The organism is Oricola sp. (assembly GCF_965230365.1).
In the GTDB taxonomy this organism is placed as follows: domain Bacteria; phylum Pseudomonadota; class Alphaproteobacteria; order Rhizobiales; family Rhizobiaceae; genus Oricola.
This window is the reverse complement of the sequence record NZ_OZ246003.1, coordinates 634,049-648,097: the sequence shown is the minus strand read 5'-3', so window position 1 is coordinate 648,097 and position 14,049 is coordinate 634,049. Positions and strand designations below refer to the sequence as shown.

Genomic DNA, 14,049 nt, shown 5'->3' with positions numbered 1-14,049 from the left:
GATCCCGCTACGCGAACCGGCGCATTGTTTTGCTTGGTCCTAACACTGCCACAAGGCCGGCGGCCGTGCAAAACCGGCGCGTCATCGATCCCGCTTTCCAGCAGGTGTCCGGGCCAGCGCCTCGGCGACAGCAGCAGCGATCCGATCTGGCGCGTGGACGCTTCGCACGAAATCTGCCGCGCCATGGCGCAGCCGTTCTCGCAAAGCGGCATCGCGGCACAGTGTCTCGATTGCGGCAACGAACTGCGCCGAAGTTTCGGCATGCAGGTAGTGGCGGCCCGCCTGGACATCGAGCCCCTCGACCGCTTTGGCCGACGCGATCACCGGGCAGCCGACGGCCATCGCCTCTAGAACCTTGATGCGCGATCCGCCGCCTTCTGATAGCGGCATCACCGCGATATCGGCGGCACCGTATAGCGGCGCGAGGTCCGGCGGATCGGCGGCCAGCCTTGCCTGCGGGCACCTTTCGACAAGCGTCCGCAATCGTTTCCCTGGCGCACGACCGGCAACCGTCAGTTCTGCATGGGCGAACCGCCGCGTCAGGTCTGGCAGGATTTCGCGCACCAATCGCCGAACGGCAGCCTTGTTCGGCGGATATGAGAGATGGCCGACAAACAGCAGACGCGGCCTGTCGGACGCCATCGTCGATGGCTCCATTCGCCCGGTGGTGCACCAGTCGGGCACAGGGTTCGGCACCACATGGACCGGTGCCGCTTGCTGGTGGATGTCGGCCAGCAGCGCACGATCCCGCTGCGAACAGACCCAAATGGAATCGGCCAACATCGCTGCCTCACGGTCGGCACGCCTCGCAGCGCGCCAACGGCCCGCGAAAGCGATCCCGGAAAGCGATCGCAAGGGCGGCGGCAAACGCGCCCGGTCCTGCTCGGCAAGCAAAGCGCTTTCCAGATTGTGGAAATCGACGACAATTCGCGTACCTTGCGGGAGCGCGTGGCGCAGACGTTTCAGAACGGTAAGCAGCGCCACACCTTCGACAATCACGCAGTCTGGCCGAGAGCCGGCGATGCGGGCAACCAGCGCCTCGGCATCAGTTTCACTGACGGGCAGGACGGTTTTTGCGGGTACGGTCGCTTGCAATACGGAATTCTTTGGCAGCGCGAACTGGTCAAGCGCGCCGATTTGCCTTAGGGCCTCTGCGACTGCTGCATTGCGAATTTCGGCTCCGGACGGCGGTACGGCATCAAGAGACTGAACGAGTTGGCAGATTCGCATTAAACAGATGATTCCCAGGATCATACATCAGACGTGGCACAGCCCGGTCTATACGGGAGGACACGGTTCGCCGGAAAGCTGGCGCGAGATGAACCCCGGCTGGGAATACCGTCTGTGGACAGATGACGATTTGGACGCTTTCGTCGCCGATGCCTTCCCAAACTATCTTGACCTCTTCCGCAGCTACCCGAACGTGGTTCAGCGCACTGACATGGCGCGCTACATGCTGCTTCATCGCTTTGGCGGTGTCTATGCCGACATCGACACGGATTGTCTGGCGTCACTCGATGTCCTGTCAAAGGAAAGTCGCGTCGTCTTCTGCGAGGAGCCAAGAGCGCACTGGAACCACGCCAGGATCGTCGGCCTGGACAGTTTGTTTTTCAATGGCACACTCGCCAGTCCGGCCGGCCACCCGTTCTGGCTCTATCTGCTGCAGATGGTTCGCCGCTGCCGTCATGCCGCGAAGAAAGATGTTCTCGCCTCGACCGGCCCGCTGGTGTTGAGCGCCTCAATAGCGTCATGGCCCGATCAAGCGTCGCTGTCGCTCAACTCGTGCCATCTGTTCGCGCCGTTGGAAAGTGGCGCCGGAAAGCCAAGCGACGAACCCGAGCATGGGGACTATGGCGCCTGCCGGCTGTCACGGCACAACTGGGCAAGCTCGTGGTTTACGAAGGTTGAGGAGACGCGCTACGCACGGCTGAAAGGCAAATGGCGCAAGTGGCGCACCCGTATGTTGCAACCGCGCCACCTGAGCCCGGACGAAGCTGCCCGACGCATCGACCGCGACGCCCTGCTTGCTCCCGCCAACGCCTACAGTGCCGACAATCCTCCGAATGTCGCGATCTGCGTGCCGGTCCGTGATGCGGCGCCATTTATCGATCGTCATCTCGAACTAATAAACGCGCTCGATTACCCGCCTGACCGAGTCCGCCTGGTCTATTGCGAGGGCGACAGTGTGGATGACACGCTTGCACGGTTGCGGGTCGCCAAGCAGACGCATGGCCGGCACTTCCGCGGTTTTGATGTGTTGTCGCGTCCGCGCGGCTTTAGGGTAGGGCGCGAAAAACGCTGGAAACAGGCTTATCAGCTCCAACGCCGCGCATCGATTGCAGCGGCGCGTAACGCGATTATCCATGAAACGCTCAACGCCGACGATGAGTGGGTGTTGTGGCTGGACATCGATGTCTGCGATTTTACGCCCGATATTATCCAGCATCTTCTGGCGGTGCGAAGAAAGATTGTCATGCCGAACTGCGTCAAGGAACAGGGCGGCTCCAGCTATGACCTCAACGCCTTCAGGACGATCGGCGAACCCAGTCTTTCGATTTATTACAAACACATGCACGGTGGGCTTTTCCAGCCACCGGAAAACTACTGGTTCCGGCGCCATCTGCACGACCTGCGCTTTCTGGATTTGGTTCCACTTGATTCGGTCGGGGCGACAATGCTGCTGGTTCACGGATCGGTGCACCGCGCCGGGCTTGACTTTCCCGAGATCCCCTACCGCGATCTGATCGAGACCGAAGCGTTCGGCCGCCTGGCGAGCGATTTGGGATTGCAGCCGGTCGGACTACCCAATACCGAGATTTTTCATGTCGATAACTGATCCCGCGTCCCATTCGTTGCTGGTGCAGGTTGTGACTTGCCGCAAGTCGCCGGAGGAACGTCGCCGCTCGGCGCTGCGCCAGATCGAATCGCTGCAGCGCGAGCTGACGACCGAGGTGGTCGACGGTTATGTGGGCGAAGATGCCATTATCGACACTCTCTATGATCCGGCGATGAACCGATGGCGTTCCAAGCGGCCGCTGTCACGCTCGGAAGTTGGCGTTTATGCCAGTCACCGCCTGGCCTGGGAGAACCTGCTTAAGGGCGGTCATGCGGCGGCCTTCGTCGTCGAAGACGATTTCGCGCTGCGCGACCGCGACTGCGTCGCCTCGGTTCTGGACGACTGGTCCGCCGTGCTCGGCGACGGACGCGACATCGTCAAACTGTTCGACTTCGAGAAGAAGGGCGCCAACCGGCCCGCTTTCGAGTGTCGGGCCGGCGGCGTGCGGCTGGTCAAATGGCAGGCGCCGACCGCTGGCATGGTCGCCTATCTGATTGCGCGTTCGGGCGCGACGAAACTGCTCGCCCGCGACAAGATCTACCGGCAGGTCGATGAAGACCTGAAACACTTCTGGGAGTTCGGGCTCGACGTCTGGTCGGTCCCCGGAAACCCGGTTGCCGAGGTCAGCGAACACCTTGGTGGCAGTCTGATCGACCGCGAGCGTGCATCTTTGAGAAACAGGGCGCTGGGACGCAGCCTGTGGGGCAATGTCCTGACCGCCGAACGCAAGATCAAGACTTGGCTCCACATGGCGCGCGAAGGCAGGGCGCGGCGACGAGAGGCGCAAAACAAAGCCTGAGGCCCGCGCTTGCTCAATGGAAATTGCGCCCCTTCGGCAAGACCTTGGCCGATTGTTCCAGCCGTTTCATCGCCTCGAAATCGTTGCGCAACTGCGGTACTTCCTTCAGCAGGCCGGCAAGCCGCGACCGCGGCTTGATCTTCTCGCGAATTTCGATGACCGGACGGCGCACCTCGTCGGCATTGGCCAATCCTTCGTCGCCGATACCTTCGGTTTCGATGTCAGCCAATAGCGGCGTCAGGTCCTCGATGCGGTCGGCGACGACGTGAATGACGCCCATCTCGTTTTGCAGCCGGCCCGAAACGCGCACCAGCCGCGAGCCGAGCACCAGCGCGCGGTAACGCTCGAACACCTTCGGCCATATGATCGCATTGGCGACGCCGGTCTCGTCCTCCAGCGTCATGAAGATGACGCCCTTGGCAGAGCCCGGCCGCTGCCGGACCAGCACCAGGCCGGCGACATCGACGCGTCTGCCCGAGGGTACGCTGTCCAGCCTTTCGTGACGCATGATCTTTTTCTCGTCCAGCCGGGCGCGCAGGAACGATACGGGATGCGCCTTCAGCGACAGGGCAAGGTAACGGTAATCATGCACCACCTGCTCGCCGGGCGGCATCGGCGGGAGCTGCGTTTCCGGTTCGCCGGCGATTTCAAGCCCGGCTTCGTCGGGATCGCGCGGTGCAAACGCCGGTGCATCGAACAGCGGCATGCTGTGCGCTGCCGAACCGTCGTCAAGCGCGCGGACCGCCCACAAGGCCGCGCGCCGGTCGAGACCGATCGAACGAAACGCATCGGCATCGGCAAGCCGCTCGATCTGGGCACGCCCGAGGCCGGAGCGCAGCCACAGGTCGCGCACCGAATCGTAACCGGTGCCGCGCCGGGCAACCAGTTCCGCCATCTCCTCTTCGCGCAGCCCCTTGACTTGCCGGAAGCCGAGCCGCACCGCCTTTGCGGTCTCGATAACGGTCTCCATCTCGCGGTGGCGGCGATTGAGCCGAGCGGCGGGCTCCGGATCATCCGGCGCACAGGCCTCCAGCGCATTGTCCCAGTCCGACGCATTGACGTCGACGGCGCGAATATCGACACCGTGCTCGCGCGCATCGCGAACAAGCTGCGCCGGCGCATAGAACCCCATCGGCTGGGCGTTGAGGATCGCCGCGCAGAACACATCCGGATAATACGCCTTGAGCCAGCAGGACGCATAGACGAGGAGCGCGAACGACGCGGCGTGGCTTTCCGGGAAACCATATTCGCCGAAGCCCTCGATCTGGCGGAAGCAGCGGTCGGCAAAATCGGCCTCATAGCCATTGGCGACCATGCCGTCGATCATCTTCTGCTGGAAAGTATGGATCGTGCCAACCCGCCGGAATGTCGCCATGGCGCGGCGCAGCCGGTCCGCCTCGCCCGGCGTGAAGCCGGCGGCCACGATGGCGATCTTCATCGCCTGTTCCTGGAACAGCGGCACGCCGAGCGTCTTGCCGAGCACGTCCTCCAGCTCCGCACTGGGATATGTAACTTCTTCCTTGCCTTGGCGTCTTCGTAAGTAAGGATGCACCATATCGCCCTGGATCGGCCCGGGCCGCACGATCGCTACCTCGATGACAAGATCGTAGAAATTGCGCGGGCGCAACCGCGGCAGCATGGTCATCTGCGCCCGGCTTTCGATCTGGAAGACGCCGAGCGTGTCGGCCCGGCAGATCATGTCGTAGACCGCTGGCTCCTCCTTGGGGATCGTCGCCAATGTCAGCGCCCGTCCGTAATGCTGATCGATGAGATCGAAGGCGCGGCGGATGCATGACAGCATGCCGAGCGCCAGGATGTCGATCTTCAGGATACCGAGCGAATCCAGATCGTCCTTGTCCCATTCGACCATGGTGCGCCCGTCCATCGCCGACTTGGTGACCGGCACCACCTCGTCGAGCCGGTCGCGGGTGATAACGAAACCGCCGACATGCTGCGAAAGATGGCGCGGGAAGCCCATGATCTCGGAGGAAAGCTGCAATACGTTGCGGGTCGTGCGGTCATCCGTGTCGAGGCCGGCGGCCTTGGCTTCGCGTTCGCCGAGGTCGGATTGAGACCACCCCCAGATCGACCCGGAGATAGCGGCTGTCACGTCTTCCGACAGGCCGAATGCCTTGGCCATCTCCCGCGCAGCGGAACGCGCGCGGTAAGTAATCACTGTCGCAGCAAGTCCGGCGCGGTCGCGTCCATATTTCTCGTAGATGTACTGGATCACTTCCTCGCGGCGCTCGTGCTCGAAGTCGACATCGATATCGGGCGGTTCTCGCCGTTCCGGCGAGATGAAGCGTTCGAACAAGAGATCGGTCAGCGCCGGATCGACTTCGGTGATCCCGATACAGAAACAGACCGTGGAATTGGCCGCCGAACCGCGCCCCTGGCACAATATGCCGCGCGAACGGGCGAACCGCACGATGTCGTACACCGTCAGGAAATAGGGCGCGTAATCGAGCTCTTCGATCAGGGCAAGTTCGTGCTCAATCTGCCGCGTGATCCGCTGCGGAACGGCATCGCCGTAGCGGTTTTGCGCGCCCTGCCAGGCGAGCCGCTCCAGTTCGGCCTGCGGCGTGGCGCTGTCGCCGCATGGTTCGTCCGGGTACTGGTAGCGCAGTTCATCAAGCGAAAACGAAAGGCTGTCGAAGAACCGAACGGTTTCGGCGATGGCGTCCGGCGCGTCGCGGAACAGGCGGGCCATTTCGCCTGCCGGCTTCATGCAGCGCTCCGCATTGGCCGACAGCAGATATCCGGCCTGTTCGAGCGGCACATGTTCGCGGATAGCCGCGAGCAAATCGCCGAGCGGCCGGCGCGACGCATCGTGATAGCGCACCTCGCCGACCGCCATGAGCGGCACGCCGACGGTCTCGGCAAGCGCCCGCGCGGCCGCAAGCCTTGCCCGGTCGCGTCCGTCGTAACCAGGCGATATCGCCAGGCGGACGGACGCGCCAAAACGCGATACCAAGGCATTCAGAAAAGTAAGCATAAGCTTACTAATTGGATCATAGTCGGGCAGGACCGCCAGCGCCAGCCCGTCGCCCCATTCCAGGAGATCGTTTTCAAGCAGCACAGGCGCGCCCTTTTCGCCGCGCATGTTCGCCGCCGTCAGGCAGCGGCAAAGGTTCCCCCAGCCGCGCCGGTCGACCGGATAGGCCAGCACATCTGGCGTGCTGTCTGCAAACACCAGCCGCGCGCCGGGATGGTAGGCGAGCCCCGCCTCCCTGGCCGCCATGTGGGCGCGCACCGTGCCGGCGACCGTGTTGCGGTCGGCCAGTCCGAGTCCGTGCAGCCCGTGACGTTTGGCGGTGACCACCAGCTCCTCGGGATGCGATGCACCGCGCAGGAACGAAAAGTTCGAACAGCAGCCGAGTTCGGCATAGGCGGCAAGAGAGTAAGCATCGGCCATCACGCGAACAGCCCGTGCATGAACCATTGCGGCTCGCTGCCGCCCGCAATCCCGTAAAGCCCGCGCCTGAACAGCCAGTAGCGGCGGCCCTCGGCATCCTCGACGCGGTAGTAGTCGCGCGGAACGGGCATGCGATCCTCCGGCGCATGATCGCCCCACCATTCGCCGCCGATCCGCTCCGGCCCCTCGGCGCGCGCCACCTGGTAAAGCGCGCGGCGCCAGCGGAACCGGGCCGGCGGCCCTTCCGGCACGCCCGCCACCACCTCGACCGGCTCCGGCTGGCGCAACAACCGGGCCGGACGCGGCGTAGACGACGGAGCGGTGTCTTGTTTTGCCGGCAAAATATTTACATCTGCCGGCTCAAGCGTCTCGGCGCGTTCCGGCACATGGCTTTCGGCCGCCACGAGACGGCGGACCGGGTGACCGGCCCCATCGTCGCCAAGCCGTGCGGCAATCCGGTCGAGCAGCACCGCGACATCGACGCCGCCATCGTCGCTGCCGGCGGAAAAATCGCCCTGCGCATCGTCGAGCGCGCCGGTTTCCAGCACCGACAGCCGCAGCACGTCGAAGCCGTAGCCGGCATCCAGCGTATCGCCTGCCGCATGCATGCGCTCGCGGAACAGTTTGACGACGGTTTCGGGATCGCGCACCGGCCGCGACGCGCCGACGCACAGCCGTTGCACGGCCCCATCGACCCGAAACAGCGCATATTCGAGCACCCGCGCGCCGATGCCGCGCCGCTCCAGATCCGGTTTCAGGCGGCGCGCCAGCATGTAGAGCACCTGCTCGACATCCTCCGTGCGGCCGACCGGCTCGGCAAAACGGCGTTCCGCTGTCAGCGCGGCGACAGGCAGGCGCGGCGAAATCGCTTCGCGCACCCGGCCCAGCGCCTGGTCGAGCCGCAGCACGCATTGCCGCCCGAACCGGCGCGTCAACGGCGCACGCGGCGCATCGGCAAGCTGGCTGACGGTCTTCAGCCCGACCTTGGCGAGGCCGGCCAGTGTCCCGCCGTCAAGCCGCAGCGCGGCCAGCGGGAAAGGGGCGAGCGCGGGCGCCTCCGCGCCCGTCTCGATGATCAGCGCGCCGCCGGCATGACGCGCCGAGGCCCAGGCCGCACCCGGCGTGGCCGCCACCGCCGCCTGCGCCGCCAGTCCCTGATCGTAAAGCCGCGCCAGAAGATCCGACAACAGTCCGTGCTCGCCGCCGAACAGATGCGCGCAGCCGCTGATGTCGAGATAAAGCCCGTCCGGCGCATCCAGCGCCACCAGCGGCGTATAGCGGTCGCACCAGTCGGCAAGCGCCGTCAAAAGCCGCCGGTCGGCCGCCGCGTCGGCGGGCACGATATCGAGATCGGGATGGGCGGCGCGCGCATCGGCCAGCCCCTGTCCGCGCCTGAGGCCGCGCGCCTCGGCCAACGCGTCGGCGGCGGCGATGCGCATCGCACTGCGCTCCTTGTGGACGGCGACGATCGGCCGCCGTTCAGCCTCGCCGCCGGGGCTCTGCCGCCAGTTCCGCCCCCAGCGCCCGCGCGCGATGCGGTCGGTCGCCAGATACGGGAAGTGCAGCGCCAGAATGCGCTGCGGGGAAGGCGAGGAGTTGGCCGCCAGCGCCGGAGGATTGTCCGGCATCGCGATGTGCGGGGCCTGTTGCTGCATGCTCAAAGTAGAAATGGCGTTCATCGGCGTTCCAGTGCATCGGGAAGGTCCGCCCGGCGGGACCGGCCTTGTTCTTGTCGATCGTCACCCGCACGCCCGGTGGCCCGATGCCGCCCGGCACGGCGCGCGCATGCGGCGTGCCGGCAAGCACGATGGATGGCGCGGAGGGCGACGGCTCCAGCACCAGCCTGAGCGGGGCCGCGGTCGGTTCCGGTCCGGCCGACTGGCGCAGCAGCAGCACCGGGCGGGCCGCTGCCCGGGCGCGCCGGTTGAGGCGCTGCGTCTCGCGCAGGCCGAGCGCGGCGCCATGGCCGCGCAGATCGACGACGGTAGCGGCAAGCCCGCGCGTGCAGGCTGCCTCCTCGGCGATCCACAGGGCGTCGGCGAGACGACGCGCCTCGACCATGAGCAGCCGCTCCGGCGTAAAACCGAGCGCGGCCAGACCGCGGCCATGCGGCAGGCCGGCTTCGGCGAACACGCCCGGCCCGCCGATCCACAGAACCGGGTCGCGGGCAAGAAAGGCCGGCGCCCCGCCAAGCGACAGCAGGTTTGCGGCAAAGCCCGCTGCCAGCCCGGCATCGCGCGCCTCGCGCACATGGATCTCCGCCAGTGCCGCGACCGCCACGCCGCCACCGATGACGCGGTCGAAATCCTCGACGCCGGTCGCCAGAACCGCATCTGCCGCTGCGTCAGTGGGCCCGGTCCAGCCGGTACCACCTTCGGCAAGCGCCGGGGGCAAGCCCTCGATAGCGGCGATCTGCCGGCGCAGCGACGAAAGCGTCGCCCGCGCCGTGGCGCGGTGTGCTGACGCCATGGCGTTTGTCCTGTTCCGGTCTGTATCAAAACCCTGTCCGGCGCGCCCTGTGGCCACGTGCCCAGACATTTGTTCTTTCTTTGTTCCTATTGATTCCGAGTCATGGCGCAAGAGTCAAGAGGTCATTATGGGAAATAATTCCTCAAACCGGCAGTGATCTTCGCCCTCTCGCGCCGGCTGACAAGACGCGTTATAGAGGGCTGAAACGAACTGCATCGCTGACCATATGGACCGTACCGACCAGAGCGGCGGCTGGACGAACCGTCTTTCCCCCGACCTCGCCACAATCGAATCGATCGCGCTGACCGCCTACGCGCATCTGCCGGAACACTTCCGTGAATTGACGGCGGATGTGCAGATCGTCGTCACCGATTACCCGTCCGAGGAGATCAGCGACGACCTGGCGCTGGAAACGCCGTTCGACCTGCTCGGCCTGTTCGAGGGCCGCGGCATCGCCGAGCGCTGGAACCCCGGCACCGGCGACGAGGCCAACCGCATCACGCTCTATCGCCGCGCCATTCTCGACTACTGGGCCGAGAACGAGGAGGCGCTGGGCGACATCATCATCCATGTGCTGATCCACGAACTCGGCCATCATTTCGGCCTGTCGGATGCCGACATGGAGGCGATCGAGGAGGCGGCGGGGTAGCCCTGCGGATACGTGCTGCGATCTCACTCCAGCATCGACAGCGACGCGCCGTTGATCTCGCGCAGCAGCTTGCGCTTCATCGCCTGTTCGTAATCCTCGAAGCGTTCCGCCACTTCGACGAAGGCGCCGGGGCCGTGAACGACCTTCTCGCGGTAATAGGCGACCGGATCGGGCAGGGCGCCGGCGATCACCAGACCGTTCACGGTCACGCCGTCATAATTGAAATTGCGATAGGCGAGCGGCGGCTCGAAGCCCTCGTTGTTGACGCCGTCGCCGGACACGTCGACCACCGTGCGCGCGCAACCGCGCGGGGCGCGGTCAAGCTGCACCGCCGCATGGCCGAGCGCATAGCCAAGCGCCGTCGGAAACGCCAGATAGGCCCGCTTGTGGCCGGCGATGCGCCCGGCAAAGTCCAGCACCGCGGCTTCGCTGGCCAGAAACGACCACGGCGCAATCACCGCATGCTGATTGCGCCCGCTCCACTCGAAGGCATAGGCCTGCACGCCGCCTGTCTCGACAATGGCGCGCACGATTTGCGGATCGCGCAGGGCATTGGCGAGCCCCTGCATCTGCAGCCGGTATTCGCGAAAGTCGACGCTGGACGATGCATCCATCGCCAGCACAAGCGTCAACCCGCAGCGGCCCTGCGCTGTCGCCGGCAAGGACAGGACTGTCAGGAACAGGAAAAACGCTGCCGCCCTGAACACGCCGGCGGCCTATTGCTCGCCCAGCTTCATCGCCGGATCGTATTCGCCGCCCTCGACGGTCTTGATTACCGCCTGCGAGCAGCGCATGGCGCCGCTTTCGGCATCAAAAGCCAAAGATGGCGAACCGTAGAGCCGCCAACCGCTGTTCAGCGCCTTGGTGACCTTGTGGCAGAAGCTCGAATCGTCCGGCCCGGTCAGCAATCGGTAGAGCTGCATGGCTTTCCTCCCTCAATCGCCGCGCTGCAGCGCCGCCAGCGCCAGCGTGCGGCGCGCCTCGTCGAGATGCAAGCGCTCGACCATGCGCCCGTCAAGGGCGATGACGCCGGCGGCTCTGTTTTCCGGCAGTTCGAAGGCGGCGACGATATCGGCGGCGGCCGCTTCGCGCGCCGGCGATACGCCGAAGGCTGAGTTGGCACGGCAGATCTGCGCCGGATGGATCACTGTCTTGCCGTCGAAGCCCATCGCCACCCCTTCGGCGCATTCGCTGGCGAAACCCACCTCGTCGCGAAAGGCGTTGAACACCCCGTCAATGATGTCGAGCCCGTAGGCGCGCGCCGCCAGCACCAGCTGCGCCAAATGCGGGCGCAGCGCCGCGCGGTCGACCCCCGGCATGCGCAGATCCTTGGCAAGATCGTTGGTGCCGACGACCATGCAGTCGAAGCGCGATCCCGTTGTCTCGCCTGCCTGGGCGATGGCCGCCGCATTGAGCAGCGATTTCGGCGTTTCCATCATCGCCCACAGTCTGAGCGTGTCTGGCGCGTCGGTCTGGGCGAGCGCCTCGGCAACTTCGCCAACATGCTGCGGCACATCGACCTTGGGGATCAGGATCGCGTCGGGTATGCAGCCGCGCGCTGCCAGCAGATCCTCGGTACCGTAATCCGTCGCCAACGCGTTGATGCGAATGATCCGTTCCTTGCGGCTTTCCGGATGGGTGCGGAAGTGCGCACGCAGCCTTTCGCGCGCGTCGGCCTTGGCGTCGGGTGCGACGGCATCCTCCAGATCGAAGACGATCGTGTCGCAATCGAGTGTTTCGGCCTTGGCGACGGCCTTGGCATTGGCGGCGGGAACATAGAGCGCCGAGCGGCGGGGGCGGATGGGACGGCTGGACATGCGACGGTTTGACAACATTGCAGGCGGACCCGCAAGGGCTGCCGCTTGACGGCGGCGGGGCAGGGGGCAACGGTACCGGCCGGAGGGATCGATGGCATCGAACGAAACCGGCATCGCGATTATTGGTGGTGCGCTCGCCGGCGCGGCGACCGCGTGGCATCTGCGACAGCTGGGCTACGCGGATCGCGTGACCGTATTCGAACGCGATACCGCCTTCACGCATGCCGCGACCGCCCTTTCGGCATCCGGCATCCGCCAGCAATTCTCGCGAGCCGAAAACATCGCGTTGTCGCGGCGCACGCTCGATTTCATCAGGCATGCGCCGCACCACCTGGGAACCGACACGCAGATAACATTCCGCGAAAACGGCTACCTGCTGCTCGCAAGCGCGGCCGGGCTCGGCGTGTTGCGCGAAAACCACCGCATCCAGCGCGACAGCGGCGCCGATGTCGTCCTGCTCGATCCTGAGGCGCTCGCCGATCGCTTTCCCTGGCTTGATCTGTCGGGTGTCGCAGCCGGATCGTTCGGCCAATCGGACGAGGGATGGTTCGACGCGATGGCGCTGCTTACCGGCTTTCGGCGGTCGTTGCGCGACGATGCCGGCGCATCGCTTGTCACCGGCGACGTGACGGCGATCGACCCGGAATCCGGAACGCTGGAACTCTCCGATGGCGCTCGCTGGGCCTTCGAACAGCTGGTCATTGCTGCTGGCCCGGCATCGGGAAGGGTGGCGCGGCTGGCCGGTTTCGACCTTCCCGTCGAACCGCGTAAACGGACCGTTTTCTTCTTTCGCACCCGGAAACGCTTTGCCGCCATGCCGCTGACGGTCGATCCCTCCGGTCTCTATGTCCGGCCCGAGGGAGACAGCTACATCACCGGCATTTCGCCCCCGCCGGATCAGGACGGCCCGGCCGATCCGGCCGATTTCGAGCCGGATTGGAACCTGTTCGAGGACGAAATCTGGCCACGGCTGGCGCAGCGCATTCCAGCCTTTGAGGCGATCAAGCTCGAAACCGCATGGGCCGGCCACTACGATTACAATACATTCGACCAGAACGCTCTGATCGGTCCGCTGGACCGTTCCGGCTGGTGCCATGCGATCACCGGATTTTCCGGCCACGGCGTCCAGCAGGCGCCGGCGGCCGCCGAAGCCTTGGCGGAACTGATCGTCTTCGGTGAATATCGCACGGTCGATTGCGCCGCCTTTGCACCGGGCCGGATCGCCGCCGGCCGACCGTTTGCGGAACAAAACATCATCTAGTCCCTTCTTCATTTTTGCCACGCGGTTTGCTAAGTCGCGACCGACGACAATTCCGAAAGAAGCAGCATGGACAAGTTCACCACCTTGAGCGGCGTCGCCGCGCCTCTGCCGATCATCAATGTCGACACCGACATGATCATCCCGAAGGACTATCTGAAGACGATCAAGCGGACGGGTCTGGGCACCGGGTTGTTCTCGGAAATGCGCTACAACGAGGACGGCAGCGACAACGAGGACTTCGTGCTGAACAAGCCGGCCTATCGCGACGCGAAGATCATCGTCGCCGGCGATAACTTCGGTTGCGGATCGTCGCGCGAACATGCGCCCTGGGCGCTGCTGGATTTCGGCATCCGCTGCGTCATCTCGACCTCGTTTGCCGACATTTTCTACAACAACTGCTTCAAGAACGGGATTCTGCCGATCGTCGTCAGCCAGGAAGATCTCGACAAGCTGATGGATGACGCTGAGCGCGGCGCCAACGCCACGCTGACCGTCGATCTGGAAGCGCAGGAAGTGCGTGGCCCCGATGGCGGCGTCGTCCGGTTCGAGATCGACCCGTTCAAGAAGCACTGCTTGCTCAATGGTCTCGACGACATCGGCCTGACAATGGAAAAAGCACCCAAGATCGACGCATTCGAATCCGCGCTGGACGACAGCCGGCCCTGGGCCTGACCCATTGCGATACCCGGTCGACCGGGTTTCGTCTTCCGGTGCGATATCGCAGCCTTGCGCTCGATTGACAGACCGGGCGGCATTCCGCAAAACAAGCCGTTCGGTGCCCGAGGCATCCCGAAACGGGCGAA

General features: G+C 65.0%; 12 protein-coding genes. 5 read left to right on the top strand and 7 right to left on the bottom strand.

The features are described from left to right. Positions 1 to 81: 81 nt before the first annotated feature. Positions 82 to 1,095 (bottom strand): glycosyltransferase, encoded by a 1,014-nt coding sequence (locus tag ACO06R_RS03105; RefSeq protein ID WP_421855929.1) that lies wholly within the window; start codon positions 1,093 to 1,095, stop codon positions 82 to 84. Between the two features lie 142 nt (positions 1,096 to 1,237). On the opposite strand from ACO06R_RS03105, the gene ACO06R_RS03100 reads away from it, so the two are divergent. Both ACO06R_RS03100 and ACO06R_RS03095 read left to right on the top strand, forming a co-directional pair. Continuing rightward, complete coding sequence (locus ACO06R_RS03100) at positions 1,238 to 2,836, top strand: glycosyltransferase (protein ID WP_421855927.1); 1,599 nt, start codon at positions 1,238 to 1,240, stop codon at positions 2,834 to 2,836. Then, the gene (locus ACO06R_RS03095) at positions 2,823 to 3,635 is read left to right on the top strand and encodes a glycosyltransferase family 25 protein (protein WP_421855925.1); all 813 of its coding nucleotides are present in this window, start codon (positions 2,823 to 2,825) and stop codon (positions 3,633 to 3,635) included. Before ACO06R_RS03100 ends, ACO06R_RS03095 begins: the two co-directional genes overlap by 14 nt. Before the next feature lie 13 nt (positions 3,636 to 3,648). Here ACO06R_RS03095 and ACO06R_RS03090 read toward each other — a convergent pair whose 3' ends face one another. From ACO06R_RS03090 to ACO06R_RS03080, 3 genes are read right to left on the bottom strand one after another with little or no spacing between them, the layout of a single operon-like run. After that, positions 3,649 to 7,077, bottom strand: a complete 3,429-nt coding sequence (locus tag ACO06R_RS03090) for an error-prone DNA polymerase (RefSeq protein WP_421855923.1) — start codon at positions 7,075 to 7,077, stop codon at positions 3,649 to 3,651. Next, positions 7,050 to 8,489 (bottom strand): Y-family DNA polymerase, encoded by a 1,440-nt coding sequence (locus ACO06R_RS03085; protein WP_421859179.1) that lies wholly within the window; start codon positions 8,487 to 8,489, stop codon positions 7,050 to 7,052. Before ACO06R_RS03085 ends, ACO06R_RS03090 begins: the two co-directional genes overlap by 28 nt. Positions 8,490 to 8,529: 40 nt before the next feature. Next, complete coding sequence (locus ACO06R_RS03080) at positions 8,530 to 9,519, bottom strand: ImuA family protein (protein WP_421855921.1); 990 nt, start codon at positions 9,517 to 9,519, stop codon at positions 8,530 to 8,532. A 226-nt stretch (positions 9,520 to 9,745) separates the two neighbouring features. Here ACO06R_RS03080 and ACO06R_RS03075 point away from each other — a divergent pair, with 226 nt between their 5' ends. After that, the gene (locus tag ACO06R_RS03075; protein WP_421855919.1) at positions 9,746 to 10,168 is read left to right on the top strand and encodes a metallopeptidase family protein; all 423 of its coding nucleotides are present in this window, start codon (positions 9,746 to 9,748) and stop codon (positions 10,166 to 10,168) included. Between the two features lie 23 nt (positions 10,169 to 10,191). Here the strand turns inward: ACO06R_RS03075 and ACO06R_RS03070 are convergent, their stop codons facing one another. Genes ACO06R_RS03070 through ACO06R_RS03060 form a run of 3 tightly spaced genes read right to left on the bottom strand, consistent with a single transcriptional unit; the run spans position 10,192 to position 11,985 of the window. After that, positions 10,192 to 10,875, bottom strand: a complete 684-nt coding sequence (locus ACO06R_RS03070; RefSeq protein WP_421855917.1) for a DUF1194 domain-containing protein — start codon at positions 10,873 to 10,875, stop codon at positions 10,192 to 10,194. 9 nt (positions 10,876 to 10,884) lie between these two features. After that, on the bottom strand, positions 10,885 to 11,091 hold the full coding sequence (locus ACO06R_RS03065; protein ID WP_421855915.1) for a DUF1737 domain-containing protein: 207 nt from the start codon (positions 11,089 to 11,091) through the stop codon (positions 10,885 to 10,887). A gap of 12 nt (positions 11,092 to 11,103) precedes the next feature. Further along, positions 11,104 to 11,985 carry an HpcH/HpaI aldolase/citrate lyase family protein gene (locus ACO06R_RS03060; protein WP_421855913.1) on the bottom strand — a complete coding sequence of 294 codons (882 nt, stop codon included), beginning with the start codon at positions 11,983 to 11,985 and terminating at the stop codon, positions 11,104 to 11,106. A gap of 91 nt (positions 11,986 to 12,076) precedes the next feature. Between ACO06R_RS03060 and ACO06R_RS03055 the strand changes: the two genes are divergently transcribed. Both ACO06R_RS03055 and leuD read left to right on the top strand, forming a co-directional pair. Then, on the top strand, positions 12,077 to 13,246 hold the full coding sequence (locus ACO06R_RS03055) for an NAD(P)/FAD-dependent oxidoreductase (RefSeq protein WP_421855911.1): 1,170 nt from the start codon (positions 12,077 to 12,079) through the stop codon (positions 13,244 to 13,246). A 66-nt stretch (positions 13,247 to 13,312) separates the two neighbouring features. After that, positions 13,313 to 13,918 (top strand): 3-isopropylmalate dehydratase small subunit, encoded by a 606-nt coding sequence (gene leuD, locus ACO06R_RS03050; RefSeq protein ID WP_421855909.1) that lies wholly within the window; start codon positions 13,313 to 13,315, stop codon positions 13,916 to 13,918. The last annotated feature ends 131 nt before the right edge of the window (positions 13,919 to 14,049 follow it).